This is a genomic window from Kribbella sp. C-35 (assembly GCF_046549195.1).
Classification (GTDB): Bacteria; Actinomycetota; Actinomycetes; order Propionibacteriales; family Kribbellaceae; genus Kribbella.
Map to the genome: position 1 here is coordinate 1,626,852 of NZ_JAJPWG010000001.1, position 19,754 is coordinate 1,646,605.

Here is a 19,754-nt window from a genome sequence, read left to right on the forward strand (position 1 = left end):
GGAAAAGTGGAACAAGCCTCTTGCAGGATTGTTCAACAATCCCTACGCTCGGGCCAGGAGGTGGCAGATGGACCTCAACGCGGACATGGGTGAAGGATTCGGCTCCTGGTCGATGGGTGACGACTCGGCGCTGCTCGACGTCGTGACCAGCGCGAACGTGGCCTGCGGCTTCCACGCCGGCGACCCCTCGATCATGCGCCGGGTGACGGCCGAGGCGGTCGAGCGCGGTGTCGCGATCGGTGCACATGTCGGGTACGCCGACAAGGCCGGCTTCGGGCGCCGGTTCGTGGACATCGAGCCGGCCGCGCTGCGCGACGAGATCGTGTACCAGATCGGCGCGCTGGACGCGTTCGCGCGGATCGCGGGCGATCGGGTCAGGTACGTGAAGCCGCACGGGGCGCTGTACAACACGATCGGCCGTGATGTGGAGCAGGCGGGCGCGGTAGTCGCGGCCGTCGCGGAGTACGACAAGACCCTTCCCGTGCTGGGGCTTCCTGGCTCGGAGTGGCTCCGGCTCGCGGCCGAGGCCGGTCTGACCGCAGTGCATGAGGCCTTTGCGGACCGCGCGTACACGCCTGCCGGCACGTTGGTGTCCCGGCGCTCGCCCGGTGCGGTGTTGCACGACGCGGACGAGATCGCCTTGCGGTGTACGGCGATGGCGACCGGGCAGCCGATCCGCGACATCGAGGGCGGCTCGCTGGTGGTCGACGCAGCATCGATCTGTGTGCACGGTGATACTCCGGGAGCCGTGGAGATCGCCCGCCGGGTGCGTGGCGCGGTGGAGGGAGCGGGCGTGACCTTGCGCCCGTTCACCGGCTGATGCGTCTTCTCCCCTCGGGTGATCGGGCGTTGCTGGTCGAGCTCGACGATCTCGACGAGGTGCTCGGGTACTACACCGCGCTGACCGCGGATCCGCCGGCGGATGTCGTGGACGTCGTACCGGCCGCGCGGACCGTGCTGGTCACGACGTCGGGAAGTCTCGACGTACTGTCCCGAGCGCTGCGCGCGGTCACCCCGATCGCCGGGGCGCGGACGGCAGCAGACCTGATCGAGATCCCGGTTGTCTACGACGGCGAGGACCTGTCGGACGTGGCGGAGCTGCTCGGGTGTACGGCGGCCGAGGTGGTCGCCCGTCATACCGGGGACGAGTGGACGGTCGCGTTCTGCGGTTTCGCGCCCGGGTTCGGGTACCTGACGTCCGCCGGCTCGTGGGACATCCCGCGGCGCGAGTCGCCGCGGACGAAGGTGCCGACCGGCGCGGTCGCGCTGGCGGGAGAATTCAGCGGTGTGTATCCCCGTGAGTCGCCGGGCGGGTGGCAGTTGATCGGCCGTACGCCGGTGCGGATCTTCGACTCCTCCCGGGACCCCGCCGCGCTGTTCCACCCCGGGCGCCGGGTCCGGTTCGTCGACGCGGGTCGTGGATGAGCAGCCTGACCGTTCTCGAACCGGGGCCTTTGGCAACGATCCAGGACCGCGGACGATCCGGCCAGGCCGCGCTCGGCGTACCTGCGTCGGGCGCGTGCGATCAAGCGTCCTACTTGCTGGCGAATCGGCTGGTCGGCAATCCCCTCGGTGCGGCCGCGATCGAGGTGACGTACGGCGGCCTGGTGGTGCACGCCGACACCGATCTCGTCGTCGCGATCACGGGAGCGCCGTGCACCGGCGTACCGCTCAACGCGCCGACCATGCTGCGCGCGGGTCAGGTACTGCGTCTTGGCGCGCCGGCGGGCGGGCTACGGACGTACGTCGCTGTCCGCGGCGGGATCGACGTACCCCTGGTCCTCGGCTCCCGCTCCACTGACTTGCTGTCCGGCCTCGGACCGGCGCCACTCTTCGCGAATCAGACGCTGCCGGTCGGGTCGTCGGTCGAACCGATGCCCGGCGTGGACCTGGCTCCCGTCGCGCATCCTGCCGACGGGACGGTCGTACTGCGGGTTACGCCGGGGCCCCGACGCGACTGGTTCACCGATGCGGGATGGGCGTCGCTCGTGTCGCAGGTCTATGCGGTGAGCAGCAACAGCAACCGCGTCGGCGTACGGCTCGACGGGGAACCCCTCGAACGCGCCCGCACCGGCGAACTCGCCAGCGAAGGCATGGCCCGCGGCGCAATCCAGATCCCACCCTCCGGCACGCCAGTCATCTTCCTGGCCGATCATCCCGTGACCGGCGGCTACCCGGTCATCGCGTACGTCGCCTCGACGGACCTGGACGCGTGCGCCCAGGTCCGCCCCGGCCAGCCGGTGCGCCTGCTCAGTTCGTAGTGCGCCTGCGCATCTCGTCGGCGAAGGTGTCTTGGGCGTGGCGCATCTTGGCGGCCTCTTCGGGGTCGCCGAACAGGGCCGGGATGGTGCTCGGGTCGACGTCTTCGACGTGGGTCTGCAGCCACCAGATGTTGCCCAGCGGGTCCCTCACCCGGCCGCCGCGGTCGCCGGTGATCCCGGAGGACATCAGGTCGGTCACGACGGTCGCGCCGGCGTCGATCGCCCGCTGGAAGGTCCGCTCGACGTCGTCGACGTACACGCTCAGGAAGCTCGGGGTGTCCGGCCAGTCCGGTGCCGCGTCGAACGTCATCAGGACCGAGGCGCCGACGGTGATCTCGGCGTGGCCGATTGTGCCGTCCTGATTCGGGAACCGTCCGCTCGTCGTGACCTCGAACGTCTGCTCCACGAACTCAAGGAACTTGCCGGCGCCCTTCACCACGACGTACGGCGTGATGGTCGACTTACCGCCTGGGATCTGCTGTGTTGTCATGCATCCAGTCTGAACGAGGTAGCGGACAGGTTCTGTCCTCTTATCCGTCAGGCTCGTGGACGTTGATGGACGTTCGTCAACTGTTCGTCTTCGTCGGGTTGGGTCGACTGCGTGACTGACGATCTGGACCCGATGGCGCTGGTCGACCGTGCCGACGGGCTCGCCGAGGAGGGACGGGAGGACGAGGCCAGGGCACTGTTCGCGCAGGCGATCGCGTCCGGCGTACCGGCGGCGGTGTCGGAGTCGAAGGCGCTGCTCGGCGCGATGCTGATCTCGTCCGGCGACGTCGACGGCGGGCAAGCGCTGATCGCCGAGGGCGTCGCGGCCGCCCGGCCGCCGGACAACGGGCGGGCGCTGACCGTACGGGGCCGGGCGCTCCAGCACCTCGGCGACAACGCCGGTGCGGAGGTCGCTTGGCGGGCCGCTGCGGCGTCGGGCCATCCGGACCGGGCTCCTGAGGCGGGGATGCTGCTGGCCGAGCTTCTGGTCGAGCTCGACGACACCGACGGCGCGCGGGCCGCGTTCCAGCAGGTGATCGAGAGCGGGCACATCCTGTACGCGCCGAAGGCTGCGCACGACCTCGGGTTCGAGCTGCTCTACACCGCGCGCGACGCCCAGGGGGCTTACACCGCCTGGAAGTCGGCGGTGGACTCCGGTCACCCCGAGTACGGCCCGCTGGCCGGCGTACATCTGGGCAAGCTGCTGCACGAGGGTGGTGATCCCGAGAACGCGCGCGTGGTGTGGCAGTGGGTGGTCGACTCGCGGCACCCGGTCGTCGCGGCGGAGGCGGCGGAGAACTTGCGGCTCACCGCCCCACCGAAGAAAGGCTGGCGACGGCGCCGCTCCTGACCACGTTCTTGAAGCGCCGCAGCTACTCCGTTGGCGTCGCGACGAGGTGGCGGACAGTCCGGGGGTTGCTTGTCCAGGGGCCTGGGGACGGGACAGGATGGGCGGTATGACGGAGAGTTCTGGAACGCCAGGCATCGACAGCACAGTTCCCCCGAGCGGCACCGGATGCGTTGAGTGTCTGCAGGTCGACGGCTGGTGGTTCCACCTCCGCCGGTGCGCGCAGTGCGGTCACATCGGCTGCTGCGACTCCTCCCCCGCCCAGCACGCCTCCGGCCACGCGAGCGAGACCGGCCATCAGATCGTCCGCAGCTTCGAGCCCGGCGAGGACTGGTTCTGGCACTACGGCGAGTCCCAGTACTACGACGGCCCCACCCTCGCCCCACCAGCCTCCCGCCCCGAAACCCAACCCGTCCCCGGCGGCAAAGTCCCCACCAACTGGCAATCCCAACTCCACCGCTGACCCGCGCGAGCTGGGCCTAGAGGACGAAGCCGGTGGGGAACGGGTCGTCTGGGTCGAGCAAGTAGTTGGCGGTGCCGGTGATCCAGGCCCGGCCGGTGACTGTGGGGATGACGGCGGGGTGGGGGCCGACGGTGGTTTCTTCGATCAGGCGGCCGGTGAAGCGGGTGCCGATGAAGGACTCGTTGACGAAGTCGGTGTCGAGGGCGAGTTCGCCTCGGGCATGGAGTTGCGCCATCCGGGCCGACGTACCGGTGCCGCACGGCGAACGGTCGAACCAACCCGGGTGGATCGCCATCGCGTTCCGGGAGTCGGCGCCGTCGAGACCGGGTGCGGTGAACTGCACGTGCTTACAGCCGTTGATCCCGGGATCGAGCGGATGCACCGGACGATCGGTGGCGTTGATCGCGTCCATGATGTCCAGCCCGGCCTTCAGGATGCGGTCCTTCTCGGCGCGATCGAACGGGATCCCGAGCTGCTCCAGCGGCAGGATCGCGTAGAAGTTCCCGCCGTACGCCATGTCATAGGTGACCTCGCCCAAGCCGGGCACCTCGACCGAGGCGTCCAGAGCATGCGAGTACGACGGAACGTTGCGCAACGTCACGTGCTCGGCGCGACCGTTGCTCACGGCAACGTCCACGACGACGAGGCCGGCCGGCGTGTCCAACCGGACCTCCGTCACCGGCTCCGTCACCTCGACCATGCCGGACTCCACCAGAACGGTCGCAACGCCGATCGTGCCGTGCCCACACATCGGCAGCAGTCCGGAGACCTCGATGTACAGCACGCCCCAATCCGCGTCGGCCCGCGTCGGCGGCTGCAGGATCGCGCCGCTCATCGCCGGATGACCGCGCGGCTCGTTCATCAGGAACAACCGCAGGTCGTCCAGGTGCTTGATGAAGTACTCGCGCCGCTCGGCCATCGTCGCGCCGGGGACCACACCGACCCCGCCGGTGACGACGCGGGTCGGCATGCCCTCGGTGTGCGAGTCGATCGCGGTGATGGTCCGGACGGACCTCATCCCTGCGCTCCACCGCTCAGGGACTCCACTGCCTTCTTCATGTCCTGCTCCAACTGCGCGACGTGCTCGGGAACCAGCGGCCCGCGCGGCGGCCGGCACGGTCCACCGAACCGGCCGACGTAGTCCATGCCGTACTTGATCGCCTGGACGAACTCGGGGCGCGAGTCCCACCGGAACGCGGCGACCAACGGCTCGTACAACGCGCGGGCCTCCTCCAGCTTGCCCTGCGTGGCGAGCTCGAACAACTGAACGGATTCCTTCGGGAACACGTTCGGGAAGCCGGCGAACCAGCCGGTCGCGCCCATCAGCAGCGCTTCGAGGGTCAGGTCGTCGGCACCGGCGATCACCGCCAGGTCCGGCGCCAGCTCGCGGATCTCCAGGATCCGCCGTACGTCACCGGAGAACTCTTTCACCGCAACGATGTTCTCGATCTGCGCGATCTCCGCGAGCAGGTCGGGGGTCAGGTCGACCTTGGTGTCGAGCGGGTTGTTGTAGACCATCACCGGCAGCCCGGCCTTCGCGACCTCGGTGAAGTGCGCGATCACCTCGCCCCGGTTCGCGCGGTACATGGTCGGCGGCAGGCAGAGCACACCGTCCGCGCCGTCCTCGGCAGCCTTCTCCGCCCAGGCGCGGGCCTGGTGGGAGCCGACGCCGTGGACGCCGATCACCACGACGCCGTCGTCACCGACAGCCTCGATCGCGGTCTTCGCCACGGCGCGACGCTCGTCGTCGGAGAGCGACGAGTACTCACCGAGTGACCCGTTCGGCCCGACGCCGCGGCAGCCGTTGTCGACCAGCCAGCGGCAGTGCTCGGCAAACTTGTCCAGGTCCGGGCGCAATCCCGCCGGCGCCGACGCGTCCTCGGCGTACGGCAGCGCGGTCGCGACGATCACGCCTTCCAGCTTCTCGCTCATTGTTGTTCCTCCATGGTGTCCAGCACGGTTTCTGGTGATTCCGCGACCTCGGCGTCCGCCAGATCCCGCAGCCTCACTGGTACGGCGATCGGTCGTTTCATGCTTGGTTCCGGTACGTCGCCGGGCGCGGCCAGCAGGGCTGCGACGGTGCGCGAACACACCCGCCCCTGGCACATCCCGAGCCCTGCGCGACTGCTCAGCTTCATCGCCCGCCCGTCGTCCAGCCCGCGCTCCTGTGCGGCGGCTTCGATCTGTCCGCGCGTCACTTCTTCACACCGGCAGACGAGGGTGTCCGCAGTACTCCAGCTCTTCCACCCGTCCCGCACGGGATAAGCCCGAGCCAACGCGGCAGCAAACCTCCGGCCCCGCTCAACCGCTTCCCGAACAGCCTCAGTCCCAGATACTTCTGATCCGGTCAGGGCGTGGTGGGCGGCGGTGGTGCCGGCGAGGGTGCCTTCTGCGGTGGAGAGGGCGGCTCCCCCGATGCCGGTGAGTTCGCCGGCTGCGAAGACGCCGGGGGTGCTCGTCTGCTGGTTTGCGTCGACGGCCACGGCTGGCCCGCCGTCGGGGCCGGTGGTGATCGTGCAGCCTGCGGAGACGGCGAGCTCCAGGTTCGCGGTGAAGCCGAAGCCGACGCAGACGGCGTCGACCTCCACCCGGCGTTCGCTGCCACGGATCGGACGCCAATCGCTGTCCAGGCGGGCGATCGTGGCTGCCTCGACGCGGTTGGTGCCGTGTGCGGCGACCACGGTCCACCCGTGGCGGAGCGGGATGCGATGGCGGGCGAGCAGCGCGCCGTACCCGACGGCTTCCCGGAGCTTGCTCGGGGCAACTAACGGATCGCTGGACCAGCCCTTGCGGACGGTTGTGAGCGAGTTGGCTTCGAGGAGCGCGACGACGTGCGCACCGACGCCGACCAACGACTCGGCGACGGGCAGCAGGAACGGGCCGGTGCCGGCGACGAGGACGCGGCGGCCGACAGCGATCCGCTGGCCCTTCGCGAGCGCCTGCGCGGCACCGGCGGTGTAGACGCCCGGAAGATCCCAACCAGGGAAGGGAAGGACCCGATCGTAGGCACCGGCGGCCAGTACGACGGATTGTGCGTCGATCGGGAACGGTTGCCGGCCGCTGGCGTCTGCCGGACCGGTCTGGGCCCAGAGCCTGAGGCCTTCGATCGCCCAGACCGAGGTGTCGGGCAGGTACGTGATCCGCGGATGATTGAGGAGCCGGTCCCGCTGCTCAGCGAACACCTTCCACTCATGCTGCAGCCGATCCGGCCGCCGAGCCTCAAACTCCACCGGCAACTGCCGGTTGTATTGCCCCCCAACCCCCCGCCCGTTATCCACAACAAGCACCTCAACCCCCGCATCCCCCGCCGCAACCGCAGCCGCAACCCCCGCCGGCCCAGCCCCCACCACAACAACCTGAGAGACCCTGCCCACAACCTCCCCCACAGTTACTGCTGTGGAGGAGGTTGTGGGTAGGACTGCGCCTTTCTGGGTTGTTATTGCGTCGCCGGGGGTGATGGTGCGTTGGCAGGCTCGGATGTCAGGGAGGCCGTTGACTGTGATCAGGCAGTCTTGGCAGGCGCCGATTCCGCAGAAGATGCCTCGGGGGCGGTCGTGGACGCGGGTCGTCCGCCAGGTGTCGCGCCCGTTGGCCAGTAGTACGGCGGCCACCGTCTGACCCGCCTGTGCCGTGACCGCCTGCCCGTCGACGGTCACGTCCACTGCCGTCGGCGTACCGACCTCGGCCGGGTCACCGGAGCGCGGGCGAAGGTAGGCGCTCATGCGGCGATCACCGCCGGCCGGTCGACGCGGAACGGGGTCGGGTCAACGTGCGGAGTGAGGCCCAAGAACTGTTCAGTGATGAGGCGACCGGTAGAAGGAGCCAGACCGATGCCCGCACCTTCATGTCCTGTCGCGTGCCACAGCCCGGTCACGCGCGGATCCGCGCCGATCACCGGCAGATGATCAGGTGCATACGGACGAAACCCGCCGTACGTCCGCATCACCGGCACATCGCCGAGGAACGGAAACAAGCCGACAGCCTTCCGCGCCAGCTCCCTTAGCACCCGCACGCGGACCGCATCGTCGAACCCGATCCGCTCCCGGCTCGATCCGATCAATACCGTCCCGGCCCGCGTCGACTCGACCACAGTGGATGTCTGCAGGTCGGCGTCCCCGCTGCCGACCGCACCGACGTAGTCCGCGTCGTACACCTTGTGGCGCACGCACTCGGGCAGCGGCGCCGTCACGAGAATCATCCCGCGCCGGGGCAGGATCTCGATCGGCGCACCGGCCGCCGTACTGAATGCGCCCGCCCACGGCCCGCACGCGTTGAGCACCGCACCACACGCGATGTCGCCGTCCGACGTGTCCACACCGACAACGCGACCCCGCGACTGCCGGATCCCGAGCGCGGTGACCCCCGATCTCACCTCGCCGCCGCGCTCGCGAACTGCTGCCAGCAACGCCGTTGCCGCCAGCACCGGCTGCACCTGCGCGTCGTCCGGGTAATGGACCCCGACCGTCACCCGTGGCGTGACCAACGGCTCGAGCTCGAAGACCTCCGCGGGCGTGATCACCCGCGCGGTGACTCCGGCCGCGCGCTGCTTCGCCGCGAACGCGGTCAGCGGCTCCGGGTCCCCGGTCGCCACCACGACGCCGCCCTTCGCCTCCCACTCCACGTCGGCGACCCGCTCAGGCAGCCGGCCGCGGACGGTCTCCCACTCGACCCGGGACGCGACAGCGAGCTCCAGCTCCGGCCCCGGCTCCTTGTCCGACACCAGCACGTTGCCCTCGCCGGACGCCGTCGTCCCCGCGGCGGGGCCGTCGCGGTCGATCACCAGCACTCGCACGCCGGCCGCCGACAGCGCCTCCGCGCACGCGGCCCCGACCATGCCCGCGCCGACCACCACCACGTCGGGTGTCGCGGACCGGTGCATGGCAGGCCTCCTCGGCAGGCGTTCGCTAAAATGAACGATACCGAGCGTACGCGTGCTCCCGGCGACCGGTCAATGCACTCAACCCGACCTCATCCGGACCTTTTCCGGAACCAGCCCGGAACTATCCCGGCAGGTGCGGCCCGCCGGCCGCCGTCGGGTACACGTCCGGCGGGTACTCGAGCAGCAATACCGACCGGACCGGCCCGTCCACGGCCTCGTACGAGTGCGGCCCGGCCGCCCGGAACGCCAGGTAGTCGCCGGGCCCGAGTTCCTCGATCTGCCCGTGAGCGTTGATCCGCAGGCATCCGGACAGGACGATGTGGTGCTCGGTCCCCGGATGACCGTCGGAGTGCTGGACCGCGTCCGGCCGGATCTCCTGGTTGTAGATCTCGAACAGCCCGCCCGGATGCTCGAGCCGCCGCAGCATCCGCAGGTCGATCGCGTCACCGGACAGCACGTCGAGGTCCGCGGACCGCACGAGCACCACGTCGGAGGCCGGCGAATCCGCCAGCAGAGCCGATACCGGTACGCCGAGAGCGTTCGACAAACTGAACACTGTCTCGATCGTGGGGTTGCCCGCGCCGGACTCGAGCTGTGACAGCGTGCCCTTCGCGATCCCGGACCGCCGGGCGAGCTCGGACAGTGAGATGCCCTGTTCGTCCCGCCGCGCCCGCAGGTTCGTCCCGAGAAGTTTTCCCGCACCCATCGCCGTCACAGCCCGGAGCATGCCACATCTGCAAGGTAACTTCGGATCCGTTGCGCGCATCAACCCTCAGTGAGAGGAATGGTGACGATGCGACCGCCTGCACGATGGACCTCGACCGGGCAGACCGGCGGCTTCAGCGCCGTGGAGACGTGGGCATTGCTCGGCCAGTCGAGGTGAGCACGCTGCTGACCGCGATCGACAAGGACACCGGCGCTGCGTACCTGTATGCCATGAGCCACGCGAACGGCCCGTCGACGGTCATCAAACTGCTCGGCAAGCTCCCCGGCACGTACACCGACCCGATCTACTTCCTCCGCACCCACGGGACCGATCTGCGCGGCGAGTGATCACGGGATGATGCGGCGCCTGCGCAGGTCGGCGAAGATGCCGTAGAACATCTGCTCGGTGTCGACGTACTCGTGGAAGCCGGCCCGGCGCGACTTCGACGCGTCGGCGAAGAAGTCGTAGTCCCACCCGAACACGAAGTCGGCGAACGGCCAGGACGACACCTCGGCGAACGACGTCGAGGTCAGGTCATGAGACGCCTGCAACTGCTTCCAGGCCGGCTCCTTGTCCGCCATCACGTCCTGCAGGGACAGCTGCAGCGGCGGCGCGACCTCCAGGCCGAACCACGCGCCGAGCTTCGGCCACAACTCGCTCCAGCGGAACAGGTCGCCGTTCGTGATGTTGAACGCCTGATTCGCCGCCGCCGGCGCGGTCGCCGCCCAGACCGTTGCCTTCGCCAACAGTCCGGCGTCGGTCAGTTCGAGCAACGAGTGGTACGCACCGGGCTTGCCGGGGAAGCGCAGCGGTACGCCGAGTTCCTTCGACAGCGACGCGTAGACGGCGATCGCGACCGCGAGGTTCATCGGGTTGCCGAGCGCGGACCCACCCACCACGGACGGGCGCAGCGCCGACCACGTCCACGCCTTGCCCTGCTGACGTTCCTCCAGGAAGCGCTGCTGATCGACGTTGAACTCCGGCGGCAGATGCGGCGGATCGTCCTCCCGGGCGGGCGTCTTGAACGGCCCGAGGTGCGCGCCGTACACCTTGTAGCCCTGCATCAGGCTGATGTGCCGCAGTCCGCGCGCGACCGGCTCGATCGCGTCGACGACGTTGACCAGCATCGCGAGGTTCGGCGCGACCAGCTCGGCCCAGGTCGGCCGGTCCTGGTACGCGACATAGAAGACGTGCGTCACGTCGGTCAGCCCGGACAGCTTGTCCCGGGTGTCGTCCGGGTCGAGCAGATCGACGGCGACCTGTCGCACCCGTCCGGGTACGTCGGTGCCGCCGCGACGCGACAACCCGATCACCCGCCAGTCGGGCAGCGACGCCAGATGCTCGACCAGATTCGTCCCGATCACACCGCGGGAACCGACCACCAGCGCAACGTTCTCCATGCCGACAGCCTTGCTGACCTGCGGAGATAAAGCCAACGCATAGTTTTCACCGAACCCATAAGCTAAAGACATGGCAACGCTCAGGCAGCTCGAGTACCTCGTCACCGTGGTCGACCAGCGCTCGTTCACGAAGGCCGCCGAGCTCCTGCACGTCACCCAGCCCGCGCTCTCCCACCAGATCCGGGCCCTCGAACGTTCGGCCGGCGGACCGCTGCTCGAACGACTCCCCCGCGGCGTCCGCCTCACGCCGACAGGCCGCGCGATGCTCCCGCACGCCCGCGCCGCCCTGGCCGACGCGGAACGGGCTCGCTGCGCCGCCCGGCAAGCCGCCGGACTCGAGGTCGGCGAACTGCAGATCGCGACGCTCTACTCGATCACCTTGGGCGTGCTGCCTGCCGCGCTGCGCGAGTGGCGACGGACCCGCCCGAACGTCGGCATCCGATTGTTCGAGCACCGGCATACCGCCGAGCTCGTCGACGCGATGAACGCCGGGGAAGCCGACCTCGCCGTCGGCCCCGACCCCTCGAACTGGTCCGGCGTCACCCGCGTGCTCGGCACCGAAGAACTCGTCGTCGTGGTCGCCGCCGACGATCCCGCCGCCACCGGAGACACGGTGAAACTGCAGGACCTGGCGGACCGTTCCTGGGTCCACTACGCACCAGGTCACGGCCTCGCCGACGTCCTCGACAACGCTTGTGCACAAGCAGGATTCGAGCCGCGCATCGCCGTACGGACCGAACAGACCGCCGCCGCGCCCGCGTTGGCCGCGGCAGGCCTCGGCCCCGCACTCGTCCCCGACAACATCCTGCCGAAGGACTTCGACGGCCACATCCTGCACCCGGAGCCGGCGGTACGCCGGACGCTCACGGCGTACACGCGCGGCGAACCAGATCCCCTCGCCGCCGCCTTCATCGACGTACTGCTGCGGTCAGCGTTTGTCGTGGCCCCAGTTCGCGACGATGGCGGCGATCGGGGGTAGTACGGCGGCGACTGCGCTCATCCCGACGGCTACCGGTATCGAGAACAGGCGGACGACGAACCACGCCAGGATGATGAGCGTGAGGCAGCTGCCCATCAGCAGGATGTACAGCTTGCGGTTGTCGTAGCGGCGGGCCATGTCACACCGTCAGCGGGAGTTTCCCCAGCGCGGTGACCAGCGGGGACAGCTCAGGTAGCTCGGCGGCACGCTCCAACGCAGACGTCAGTACGGCGTCGTGGGTCGGCTGCGCCTGGTCGAGCAGCTCGCGGCCGGCCTCGGTGACCTCGGTGTAGATGCCCCGCCGGTCCGTCGGACACAGGTACCGCTGGAGCAACTTGCGGTCCTCCAGCCGGTTCACCAGGCGAGTAGTGGCGGACTGGCTGAGCACCACGGCGTTCGACAGCTGGTTCATCCGCAGGTGGTAGTCGTCCTGCCGCGCCAGCACGTCCAGCACGCTGTACTCACTCACCGACAGCCCGTGCTGCTTCTGCAGGGCGCGCTCCAGCTCGTCCTCGATCCGGGCGTGCAGCGCCGCCAGGGTTCGCCACCCCTGCGCCCGCGCCTCCGCGGCGTCATCCGGTAGTCCCACGACACCTCCACTTGAACTTCATGCTTGCATGCGCAATCATAGCGCTTGTGCAATAGCCCGCGTGTGCAACTATCGCGCACGCCGGTAATAGTCATCAGCTTACCTTCGAAGGAGCGTCATGCCAGCGGCTCTGCTCGCACTCGCCATCGGTGCGTTCGGGATCGGCACCACCGAATTCGTCATCATGGGGCTGCTGCCCGAGGTCGCCACCGACTTCGGCGTCAGCATCCCGTCCGCCGGACTGCTCATCTCCGGCTACGCGCTGGGCGTCGTGGTCGGCGCCCCGCTGCTCACCGCGATCGGCTCCAAGGTCTCCCGCAAGACCGTGCTGATCGCGCTGATGGGCGTCTTCATCGCCGGCAACCTGGTCTCCGCGCTCGCTCCGTCGTACGGCGTTCTGATGACCGGGCGGATCGTGGCGGCACTGTCCCACGGCGCGTTCTTCGGTGTCGGATCCGTGGTTGCGGCGTCGCTGGTCCCGAAGGCGAAGCAGGCGAGTGCGATCGCGTTGATGTTCACCGGGCTGACGGTCGCCAACGTGCTCGGTGTACCGGGTGGGACCGCGCTCGGTCAGCAGTTCGGCTGGCGGTCGACGTTCTGGGGGGTGACTGCGCTCGGTGTGATCGGGCTGCTCGGCATCGTGTTCCTGGTGCCGCGGCAGGACACCACGGAAGGCCCTGGGCTGCGTAGCGAGTTGGCGGTGTTCAAGAACCTGCAGGTGTGGCTGGCGTTGGCGATGACCGCACTGGGCTTCGCAGGGGTGTTCGCATCGTTCACCTACATCGCACCGATGATGACCGAGGTCGCGGGCTTCTCCTCCGGTGCGGTGACCTGGCTGCTCGTGCTCTTCGGCGGTGGGCTCGTGGTGGGCAACCTGCTGGGTGGCAAGGCAGCGGACCGGGCGCTGATGCCGAGTCTGTACCTGATCCTGGCGCTACTGGCCGCCGTACTGGTCGTCTTCGTGTTCACCGCGCACGCCAAGCTCCCCTCTGCTGTGACGATCGCGCTGTTCGGTGCTGCTGGGTTCGCCACTGTCGCTCCGCTGCAGAAGCGCGTGATGGATAAGGCGAAGGGCGCTCCGGCGCTGGCGTCCGCGGCCAACATCGCCGCGTTCAACCTGGGCAACGCTGCCGGCGCGTACCTCGGTGGACTCACCATCGAGCACGGCCTCGGCTACACCGCCCCTAACTGGGTCGGCGCTGCACTGGCTGTTGCCGGTCTGCTTGTCGCTCTCTTGTCCGGCCTGCTCGACCGCGGCCGGGTCCCCGCACTAGTACTTGAAGGAAGCCACTGATGATCCCCACCGTGAAGCTCAACAACGACATCGAGATGCCTCAGCTCGGGTACGGCGTCTTCCAGGTCCCGAACGACGAAACGGCTGCTGCCGTGACGCATGCGCTAGAGGCCGGCTACCGCAGTATCGACACTGCAGCGGCGTACCAGAACGAAGCAGGTGTCGGGCAGGCGCTCGCTGCGTCCGGAATCGGCCGGAGCGACCTGTTCATCACCACCAAGCTGTGGAACGCGGACCAGGGCCATGACTCCACCCTGGAGGCTTTCGACCAGAGCCTGTCCCTGCTGGGCCTGGAGTACCTGGACCTGTACCTCATCCACTGGCCGACCCCAGCACGCGACCTGTACGTCGACAGCTGGCGCGCACTGGAGCAGCTGTACGCCGACGGACGCGTCCGCGCGATCGGCGTCTCCAACTTCCAGCCGGAGCACCTGGACCGTCTCGCGCAGTCCTCCCGCATCACCCCGGCCGTCAACCAGGTCGAGCTGCATCCGTACCTGCGGCAGGACGAGGTCCGCGCGTACGGCGGTGACTTCGGCATCCGCACCGAGGCCTGGAGCCCGCTGGCGAAGGGCGGCGCACTGCTCGACGAGCCCGCGATCGCCAAGCTGGCCACACTTTACGACCGCACGCCGGCCCAGATCGTCCTCCGCTGGCACCTGCAGCTCGGCAACATCGTCATCCCGAAGTCCGTCACCCCGTCCCGCATCCGCGAGAACCTGGACGTCTTCGACTTCACCCTCACCGACGACGACCTCACCACCATCAGCACCCTCGACCGCAACGAACGCACCGGCCCGAACCCCGACACCTTCAACGCCGCCTAGTGAGTCTTGGGGACGGCAATCACCACGGCGTTGCTGAGGTAGCCCGTTCCGTCCCAGTCTTCGCAGGTGACGAGCACGAGTCGTCCCCGGACACCCTGGCTGAAGATCTGCTGGGCCTGCTTGGCCAGCGCCTTCTTGCGATAAATGGTCACCGCCGTGACGACGTACTCGATCGTCCCGTGCCGAGTCCTCACGGAGACTCTGTCACCCGCCCTTAGCCGGTCCAGGTCGTCGAATGCGCCTCCGCCGGTGTGCACGGTGTGACCGGTGATGACCGCGGAACCCTTGGTCGCTCCCGGCCGGGCACCATCGGACCACCAGCCGACCAACCGCGGGTTCGACGGCGGGATGAGTGAACCACCACGGGCGCGGATCGAGAGCACGCGCGCGGACACCCCGAGGCTGGGCACCGACAGCGAGATCGGGTCTCCGGACCGGACCGGCGCAGTACTCAGGACCTCCGCCGGGGGTGTGTCCTGCGGCGTCGTCGGCTGACTGGTCGGCTGACTCGTCGGCTGCGAGGTGGAGCCGGGTGATGACGACCGGCCCGGTACGACGGACGTCGTACCGGGCCGCTGCGTCGCTGAAGACGAGCCGGCAGCGGTCTGCTGCCGACCCTCGTCAGAGTTGTTCATCCTGACCTGGACGTATCCGCCGATCAGGAGGAGTACGACGCCGACCGCCAGAGCCGAGATCGTCAACCACGACGACCGGGCACGACCCTGGCGGCGGCGCTTGCCGGATACCTCAGGCAGAGTGCTGCCCGCGACGCTGCCGAGCCTTCAGGACACCGGCGAACACAAGCAGACCGCCGAGGGTCAGCAACGCAATACCCCAGATGCTCTGACTGCTGGTGGTCGCGGACGCGTTCTTCATCCCACCGGACAGACCAGCATCGACATCGGTCGGAACCCCGACGCCGGGAGTGCTCGACGTGCTGGTCGGGTTCACCGACGGCGTCTCGCTCGGGGACTCCGACGGAGACTCGCTCGGAGACTCGCTCGGGGACTCCGACGGGGTGGTGGTCGGCTCGGTGGTCGGCGGAGTCGTCGGCTCGGTCGTGGGCGGAGTCGTCGGCTCGGTGGTCGGCGGAGTCGTCGGTTCCGTGGTGGGCGGAGTCGTCGGCTCGGTGGTCGGCGGAGTCGTCGGTTCCGTGGTGGGCGGAGACGTCGGCTCGGTCGTGGGCGGAGTCGTCGGTTCCGTGGTCGGCGGAGTCGACGGCGTGGTGCCCTCTCCGACGCAGAAGTTGACGTGGCTCAGTCCGTAGAACGGATGCTGCTTGTTCTTCTCGTTCACCGGCGGGTGCAGGTTCACACCGGCGACCTGACCGCCCGGGCGGTAGTCGTAGAAGTTCGCGAAGTCGCCGCCCTTGACGATGGCACCAAGCACGGTGCCGCCGACGGCGGTGAAGTCGACAACCGTGTTGCCGGTCTGGTCACCCTCGTGGTCGGGGTCATCGACGAGCAACGGATGCACAGTGAGAGTCACCGTGACACCGTTCTTGATCTGGACACCCGAGTTCGGCGGGTCGAACTTGAACTCGGTTGAGCCCGGCACCAGTTCGGCGCACGTCGGGTTGTCCGGCTTCACGATGCCGTCGGCCGAGGCCGACGGGGCCATTGCGAGGGTGACGCCACCCAGGGCGAGCGCTACCGCGCCGGCTCCGCCGAGTAATGCGACCACGCGTGAGTTCTTGGAGCGTCCACGTGCGCCCGCCGAAATGTCTTTCACAGTCTCCCCTAGTTCTGAGGCCGGTCCTGCGCGACCAGCAGATCGCCGGTGGGCCCAGAGCGGTGTCCCGCAGCAGGACCGGGCGGTACAAGCCATTCGTCGTTCCTCGAGCCGGTCGAACCGGCCTCCCCCCAAAGGAACCTGACCTTCGAGAGTGTCGTGATCCACGCCACCAAGCGCAAGTCTCACCGCCGCGACTCGCCGTGTTCCTTACGTTTCGCGACACACCGTCGCCGATACGGACGAGGAGTAGTTGCCGGTTGCCACTAAAACGGCGTTTTAGGCTCTGAGACGCTGTATTCGCTATGCTCCGGCGGGTGGCGCGCGAAGCGGATCGGAAGACCGTGCTGGGGTCGGTGTGGCTGCGAGAGGAACCAGCACCCGTCCGGGCGCAACTGAGCCGGGACGACATCGTCCTGACGGCGATCAAGGTGCTGGACCGCGAAGGTCTGGACGCCTTCTCGATGCGGGTGATGGCGGCTGAGTTGGGTACTGCGGCGACGTCCGCGCTGTACTGGCGGATCGCGACCAAGAACGATCTGCTCGAGCTCGTCGTCGACACGGTGCTCGGCGACGCATTGATCCCTGCCGAGGGCGACTGGCGGGAACAGGTGACTGCTGTGGTGCAGGCGGCGTACCAGGCGCTGTGGGAACACCCATGGGCCGCGCAGTTGCTCCCGACGCACGCGGGGCTCGGGCCGAACTACCAGGCGCTGACCGAGCGGGTGCAGTCCATCCTCAACGACGCCGGTTTCAAGGGCACTCACCTGGATTCGGCGCTGTCGGCGATCTTCCACTACCTGATCGGGTCGGCGGTGACCGACTCGGCCTGGCTGTCGGTGGTGCGGCGAAGTGGGCTGAACGAACTGCGCTGGGCGGCCCGGTCGGCGGACCGGATGGGGGTCGACGCCGCACACCTCGCCGCGTACCTCAACCGCGAAAGCACCGCCGGCCCGGAGGCACGCTTCACCTCCGGGCTACGGGTAATCCTCGTCGGCCTCCGCCCACGCCAGATCTCTTAGAGGTCGGCGAAGGCTGAGGTGGGGTTTTCGAAGGCGTCGGCGACGAAGCGTAGGAAGGCGGCTGCCGTGCCGCCGTCGCAGACGCGGTGGTCGAACACCAGCGACAACTGGGTGAGCTTGCGGATGGCGAGCTCACCGTCGACGACCCACGGACGGTCGATGATCCGGCCGACGCCGAGGATCGCGACCTGCGGGTGGTTGATGATCGCCGCGCTGCCGTCGACCCCGAAGCTGCCGTAGTTGTTCAGCGTGAACGTCCCGCAGGTCAGCTCCTGCTGAGTCAGCCGGCCGTCGCGCGCCGACGCGGTCAGGCGACGGATCTCGGCGTCCAGACCACGCGTCGTCAGCGCATGAGCGCCCGCGACAGCCGGGACCATCAGACCCCGATCCGTCTGCGCCGCGAGGCCGAGGTTCACGCCGTCGTACTGGACGAGTTCCTCGCGCTCGGTGTCGACGTACCCGTTGAGCTCCGGATACTTCAGCAGTCCCGCGACCACGAAGCGCGCCATCAGCGCAAGCAGGCCGGGTCCGGGGTCCGTTGCTGATCGCAACGATTCGCGGAGTTCGACGAGGGCGGTCGCGTCCACGTCGACCCAGGTGGTCGCCTCGGGGATCTCCGCCCGACTCCGGCTGAGCGTGGCGATCACAGCCTTACGGAACCCACTCATAGGAGTACGCCGCAACTCAGGCAACCCGGTCCGCGCCTCAGCCGACTGCACTACGGAAGGCTGGGACAGGGCGGGCTGGGGCTCCGTCAGCGTGCGGTGAGCGATTGCGAGTTCGACGTCGCGGCGGACGATCAACCCGTCGGGGCCTGAGCCCGTCAGTGCGCGCAGATCCACCTCGGCGTCGCGTGCCAACCGGCGTACCAACGGGGAAACCACCAACGGAACGCGCCTTTCCGGAACTTTTTCCGCAGCAGGCGCAACATTTGTTCCGGAAAGCCGCGGTCGACGCCGCCTCCCAGCCCCGGAAGACTCGGAAGTCCCATACCCGACCAGCACGTTTCCCGATCCGGCCCGCTCCTCAGCGCGGTACGCCGCCCCGGCCGGATCGCCGACCGTGATCAGCGGCTTCCCGACCGGCACCGTAGTACCGGCCTCCCCGTGCAGCTCCTCGATCACCCCGGCATACGGACACGGCAGCTCAACGATCGACTTCGCGGTCTCGACCTCCGCAATCGGAGTGTCGACGGCAACCACATCACCGACCTTCACCAGCCACCGCACGATTTCCGCCTCGGTCAGCCCTTCACCGAGATCAGGAAGAAGGAACGTGTTCACGAGTCCTCCCACTGCAGATCGTCAACGGCGTCGAGGATCCGGTCGACGCTCGGGAGCTGGTACTTCTCCAGCTTCGGCGGCGGGAACGGGATGTCGAACGCCGTCACCCGCCGCACCGGCGCAGCCAGCGAATGGAAGCACTTCTCGGTCACCCGGGCAACGATCTCCGACGACACGCTCGCGAATCCGCTCGCCTCGGCCACCACGACAGCCCGTCCGGTACGCCGTACCGCCGCGCACACCGTCTCGTCGTCGAACGGCACCACCGACCGCAGATCCACCACGGTCAGCTGCCGCCCCTCGGCCGCGGCAACCTCGGCCGCCTCCAACGCGACCGGAACGGCCGGACCGTAAGCGATCAACGTCGCGTCCGCACCGTCCCGACGGACGACGGCCGTGCCGATCCCCGGCTGCGACTCGGTGAGGTCGACCTCTTCCTTGGCCCAGTAGAGCTTCTTCGGCTCCATGAACACGACCGGATCCGGAAATTCGATTGCCTTGCGCAACAACCCGTACGCGTCGGCGACCGTAGCCGGTGTCACCACGGTCAGCCCGGGCGTGTGCGCGAAGTAGCTCTCCGACGAGTCGCTGTGGTGTTCGACCCCGCCGATGCCTCCGCCGTACGGGATCCGGATCACCATCGGCAGCTGCACGCGGCCGCGGGTCCGGTTGCGCATCTTGGCGACGTGCGAGACGACCTGCTCGAACGCCGGGTACCCGAACGCGTCGAACTGCATCTCGACGACCGGGCGCATCCCGTTCATCGCCATGCCGACCGCCATACCGACGATGCCGGCCTCGGCCAGCGGGGTGTCGAAGCACCGCTTGTCGCCGAACTCCGCGGTCAGCCCGTCCGTGATCCGGAAGACACCACCGAGCGCGCCGACGTCCTCACCGAACATCACCACCGACTCGTCGGCCGTCATCGCGTCCCGCAGCGCCTGGTTGAGCGCCTGCGCCATCGAGATCTTCGTGTGCGTCATC

At 68.6% G+C, this 19,754-nt stretch carries 23 protein-coding genes; 10 read left to right on the forward strand and 13 right to left on the reverse strand.

Going from position 1 to position 19,754, the window contains the following annotated elements:
- The first annotated feature begins 67 nt into the window (after positions 1 to 67).
- The 3 genes from ACLJOO_RS08215 to ACLJOO_RS08225 are packed head-to-tail and all read left to right on the forward strand — an operon-like array spanning position 68 to position 2,261.
- A complete protein-coding gene (locus ACLJOO_RS08215; protein ID WP_410786240.1) occupies positions 68 to 820 on the forward strand; it encodes a LamB/YcsF family protein in 753 nt (250 codons plus the stop codon).
- On the forward strand, positions 820 to 1,425 hold the full coding sequence (locus ACLJOO_RS08220; protein WP_410786241.1) for a 5-oxoprolinase subunit B family protein: 606 nt from the start codon (positions 820 to 822) through the stop codon (positions 1,423 to 1,425). The genes ACLJOO_RS08215 and ACLJOO_RS08220 overlap by 1 nt, the downstream gene beginning before the upstream one ends.
- Positions 1,422 to 2,261 (forward strand): biotin-dependent carboxyltransferase family protein, encoded by an 840-nt coding sequence (locus ACLJOO_RS08225; RefSeq protein ID WP_410786242.1) that lies wholly within the window; start codon positions 1,422 to 1,424, stop codon positions 2,259 to 2,261. Before ACLJOO_RS08220 ends, ACLJOO_RS08225 begins: the two co-directional genes overlap by 4 nt.
- Here the strand turns inward: ACLJOO_RS08225 and ACLJOO_RS08230 are convergent.
- Complete coding sequence (locus tag ACLJOO_RS08230) at positions 2,251 to 2,751, reverse strand: VOC family protein (RefSeq protein ID WP_410786243.1); 501 nt, start codon at positions 2,749 to 2,751, stop codon at positions 2,251 to 2,253. The two genes, ACLJOO_RS08225 and ACLJOO_RS08230, sit on opposite strands and share 11 nt — an antisense overlap.
- A gap of 111 nt (positions 2,752 to 2,862) precedes the next feature.
- On the opposite strand from ACLJOO_RS08230, the gene ACLJOO_RS08235 reads away from it, so the two are divergent.
- Positions 2,863 to 3,600: a tetratricopeptide repeat protein gene (locus tag ACLJOO_RS08235; RefSeq protein ID WP_410786245.1), complete on the forward strand. Its 738-nt coding sequence runs from the start codon at positions 2,863 to 2,865 to the stop codon at positions 3,598 to 3,600.
- Positions 3,601 to 3,706: 106 nt separating this feature from the next.
- The gene (locus tag ACLJOO_RS08240) at positions 3,707 to 4,060 is read left to right on the forward strand and encodes a UBP-type zinc finger domain-containing protein (RefSeq protein ID WP_410786247.1); all 354 of its coding nucleotides are present in this window, start codon (positions 3,707 to 3,709) and stop codon (positions 4,058 to 4,060) included.
- Positions 4,061 to 4,076: 16 nt separating this feature from the next.
- Here the strand turns inward: ACLJOO_RS08240 and ACLJOO_RS08245 are convergent, their stop codons facing one another.
- From ACLJOO_RS08245 to ACLJOO_RS08265, 5 genes are all read right to left on the reverse strand, one after another.
- Entirely contained in the window at positions 4,077 to 5,078 is a 1,002-nt protein-coding gene (locus ACLJOO_RS08245) for a proline racemase family protein (protein WP_410786248.1), read from the reverse strand.
- A complete protein-coding gene (locus ACLJOO_RS08250; protein ID WP_410786249.1) occupies positions 5,075 to 5,992 on the reverse strand; it encodes a dihydrodipicolinate synthase family protein in 918 nt (305 codons plus the stop codon). Before ACLJOO_RS08250 ends, ACLJOO_RS08245 begins: the two co-directional genes overlap by 4 nt.
- Positions 5,989 to 7,782, reverse strand: a complete 1,794-nt coding sequence (locus tag ACLJOO_RS08255; protein WP_410786251.1) for an FAD-dependent oxidoreductase — start codon at positions 7,780 to 7,782, stop codon at positions 5,989 to 5,991. Before ACLJOO_RS08255 ends, ACLJOO_RS08250 begins: the two co-directional genes overlap by 4 nt.
- Positions 7,779 to 8,939 carry an NAD(P)/FAD-dependent oxidoreductase gene (locus tag ACLJOO_RS08260; RefSeq protein ID WP_410786253.1) on the reverse strand — a complete coding sequence of 387 codons (1,161 nt, stop codon included), beginning with the start codon at positions 8,937 to 8,939 and terminating at the stop codon, positions 7,779 to 7,781. The genes ACLJOO_RS08255 and ACLJOO_RS08260 overlap by 4 nt, the downstream gene beginning before the upstream one ends.
- A 121-nt stretch (positions 8,940 to 9,060) precedes the next feature.
- Entirely contained in the window at positions 9,061 to 9,666 is a 606-nt protein-coding gene (locus ACLJOO_RS08265) for a helix-turn-helix domain-containing protein (protein ID WP_410786254.1), read from the reverse strand.
- A gap of 128 nt (positions 9,667 to 9,794) precedes the next feature.
- Here ACLJOO_RS08265 and ACLJOO_RS08270 point away from each other — a divergent pair, with 128 nt between their 5' ends.
- A complete protein-coding gene (locus ACLJOO_RS08270) occupies positions 9,795 to 9,992 on the forward strand; it encodes a hypothetical protein (RefSeq protein ID WP_410786255.1) in 198 nt (65 codons plus the stop codon).
- Here the strand turns inward: ACLJOO_RS08270 and ACLJOO_RS08275 are convergent, their stop codons facing one another.
- Positions 9,993 to 11,045, reverse strand: coding sequence for an SDR family oxidoreductase (locus ACLJOO_RS08275; RefSeq protein WP_410786257.1), 1,053 nt, complete (start codon positions 11,043 to 11,045; stop codon positions 9,993 to 9,995).
- 70 nt (positions 11,046 to 11,115) lie between these two features.
- Between ACLJOO_RS08275 and ACLJOO_RS08280 the strand changes: the two genes are divergently transcribed.
- A complete protein-coding gene (locus ACLJOO_RS08280) occupies positions 11,116 to 12,024 on the forward strand; it encodes a LysR substrate-binding domain-containing protein (RefSeq protein WP_410786259.1) in 909 nt (302 codons plus the stop codon).
- On the opposite strand, the gene ACLJOO_RS08285 is transcribed toward ACLJOO_RS08280, so the two are convergent.
- Positions 11,974 to 12,162, reverse strand: a complete 189-nt coding sequence (locus ACLJOO_RS08285; RefSeq protein ID WP_410786260.1) for a DUF3099 domain-containing protein — start codon at positions 12,160 to 12,162, stop codon at positions 11,974 to 11,976. The genes ACLJOO_RS08280 and ACLJOO_RS08285 overlap by 51 nt on opposite strands.
- Position 12,163: 1 nt before the next feature.
- The gene (locus ACLJOO_RS08290; protein ID WP_410786261.1) at positions 12,164 to 12,613 is read right to left on the reverse strand and encodes a MarR family winged helix-turn-helix transcriptional regulator; all 450 of its coding nucleotides are present in this window, start codon (positions 12,611 to 12,613) and stop codon (positions 12,164 to 12,166) included.
- 118 nt (positions 12,614 to 12,731) lie between these two features.
- On the opposite strand from ACLJOO_RS08290, the gene ACLJOO_RS08295 reads away from it, so the two are divergent.
- Together ACLJOO_RS08295 and ACLJOO_RS08300 are read left to right on the forward strand one after the other, a co-directional pair.
- On the forward strand, positions 12,732 to 13,907 hold the full coding sequence (locus tag ACLJOO_RS08295) for an MFS transporter (RefSeq protein WP_410786262.1): 1,176 nt from the start codon (positions 12,732 to 12,734) through the stop codon (positions 13,905 to 13,907).
- Entirely contained in the window at positions 13,907 to 14,734 is an 828-nt protein-coding gene (locus ACLJOO_RS08300) for an aldo/keto reductase (RefSeq protein WP_410786263.1), read from the forward strand. The genes ACLJOO_RS08295 and ACLJOO_RS08300 overlap by 1 nt, the downstream gene beginning before the upstream one ends.
- On the opposite strand, the gene ACLJOO_RS08305 is transcribed toward ACLJOO_RS08300, so the two are convergent.
- Complete coding sequence (locus ACLJOO_RS08305; RefSeq protein ID WP_410786264.1) at positions 14,731 to 15,435, reverse strand: class F sortase; 705 nt, start codon at positions 15,433 to 15,435, stop codon at positions 14,731 to 14,733. The genes ACLJOO_RS08300 and ACLJOO_RS08305 overlap by 4 nt on opposite strands.
- Positions 15,436 to 15,481: 46 nt before the next feature.
- Entirely contained in the window at positions 15,482 to 16,417 is a 936-nt protein-coding gene (locus tag ACLJOO_RS08310) for a hypothetical protein (protein WP_410786265.1), read from the reverse strand.
- Positions 16,418 to 16,782: 365 nt separating this feature from the next.
- On the opposite strand from ACLJOO_RS08310, the gene ACLJOO_RS08315 reads away from it, so the two are divergent.
- Positions 16,783 to 17,487, forward strand: a complete 705-nt coding sequence (locus ACLJOO_RS08315) for a TetR/AcrR family transcriptional regulator C-terminal domain-containing protein (protein ID WP_410786266.1) — start codon at positions 16,783 to 16,785, stop codon at positions 17,485 to 17,487.
- Here ACLJOO_RS08315 and ACLJOO_RS08320 read toward each other — a convergent pair.
- Both ACLJOO_RS08320 and ACLJOO_RS08325 read right to left on the reverse strand, forming a co-directional pair.
- Positions 17,484 to 18,770, reverse strand: a complete 1,287-nt coding sequence (locus tag ACLJOO_RS08320) for a dihydrolipoamide acetyltransferase family protein (RefSeq protein WP_410786268.1) — start codon at positions 18,768 to 18,770, stop codon at positions 17,484 to 17,486. The two genes, ACLJOO_RS08315 and ACLJOO_RS08320, sit on opposite strands and share 4 nt — an antisense overlap.
- Entirely contained in the window at positions 18,767 to 19,753 is a 987-nt protein-coding gene (locus tag ACLJOO_RS08325; RefSeq protein ID WP_410786269.1) for an alpha-ketoacid dehydrogenase subunit beta, read from the reverse strand. The genes ACLJOO_RS08320 and ACLJOO_RS08325 overlap by 4 nt, the downstream gene beginning before the upstream one ends.
- Between the last annotated feature and the right edge of the window lies 1 nt (position 19,754).

Excerpts from the sequence above, each read along its gene's own strand:
- ACLJOO_RS08225 (WP_410786242.1), top strand. The coding sequence starts at position 1,422 with ATGAGCAGCCTGACCGTTCTCGAACCGGGGCCTTTGGCAACGATCCAG.
- ACLJOO_RS08240 (WP_410786247.1), top strand. The coding sequence starts at position 3,707 with ATGACGGAGAGTTCTGGAACGCCAGGCATCGACAGCACAGTTCCCCCG.
- ACLJOO_RS08275 (WP_410786257.1), bottom strand. The coding sequence starts at position 11,045 with ATGGAGAACGTTGCGCTGGTGGTCGGTTCCCGCGGTGTGATCGGGACG.
- ACLJOO_RS08280 (WP_410786259.1), top strand. The coding sequence starts at position 11,116 with ATGGCAACGCTCAGGCAGCTCGAGTACCTCGTCACCGTGGTCGACCAG.
- ACLJOO_RS08215 (WP_410786240.1), top strand. The coding sequence starts at position 68 with ATGGACCTCAACGCGGACATGGGTGAAGGATTCGGCTCCTGGTCGATG.
- ACLJOO_RS08255 (WP_410786251.1), bottom strand. The coding sequence starts at position 7,782 with ATGAGCGCCTACCTTCGCCCGCGCTCCGGTGACCCGGCCGAGGTCGGT.
- ACLJOO_RS08260 (WP_410786253.1), bottom strand. The coding sequence starts at position 8,939 with ATGCACCGGTCCGCGACACCCGACGTGGTGGTGGTCGGCGCGGGCATG.
- ACLJOO_RS08265 (WP_410786254.1), bottom strand. The coding sequence starts at position 9,666 with ATGCTCCGGGCTGTGACGGCGATGGGTGCGGGAAAACTTCTCGGGACG.
- ACLJOO_RS08325 (WP_410786269.1), bottom strand. The coding sequence starts at position 19,753 with ATGACGCACACGAAGATCTCGATGGCGCAGGCGCTCAACCAGGCGCTG.
- ACLJOO_RS08230 (WP_410786243.1), bottom strand. The coding sequence starts at position 2,751 with ATGACAACACAGCAGATCCCAGGCGGTAAGTCGACCATCACGCCGTAC.
- ACLJOO_RS08250 (WP_410786249.1), bottom strand. The coding sequence starts at position 5,992 with ATGAGCGAGAAGCTGGAAGGCGTGATCGTCGCGACCGCGCTGCCGTAC.
- ACLJOO_RS08245 (WP_410786248.1), bottom strand. The coding sequence starts at position 5,078 with ATGAGGTCCGTCCGGACCATCACCGCGATCGACTCGCACACCGAGGGC.
- ACLJOO_RS08300 (WP_410786263.1), top strand. The coding sequence starts at position 13,907 with ATGATCCCCACCGTGAAGCTCAACAACGACATCGAGATGCCTCAGCTC.
- ACLJOO_RS08285 (WP_410786260.1), bottom strand. The coding sequence starts at position 12,162 with ATGGCCCGCCGCTACGACAACCGCAAGCTGTACATCCTGCTGATGGGC.
- ACLJOO_RS08295 (WP_410786262.1), top strand. The coding sequence starts at position 12,732 with ATGCCAGCGGCTCTGCTCGCACTCGCCATCGGTGCGTTCGGGATCGGC.
- ACLJOO_RS08220 (WP_410786241.1), top strand. The coding sequence starts at position 820 with ATGCGTCTTCTCCCCTCGGGTGATCGGGCGTTGCTGGTCGAGCTCGAC.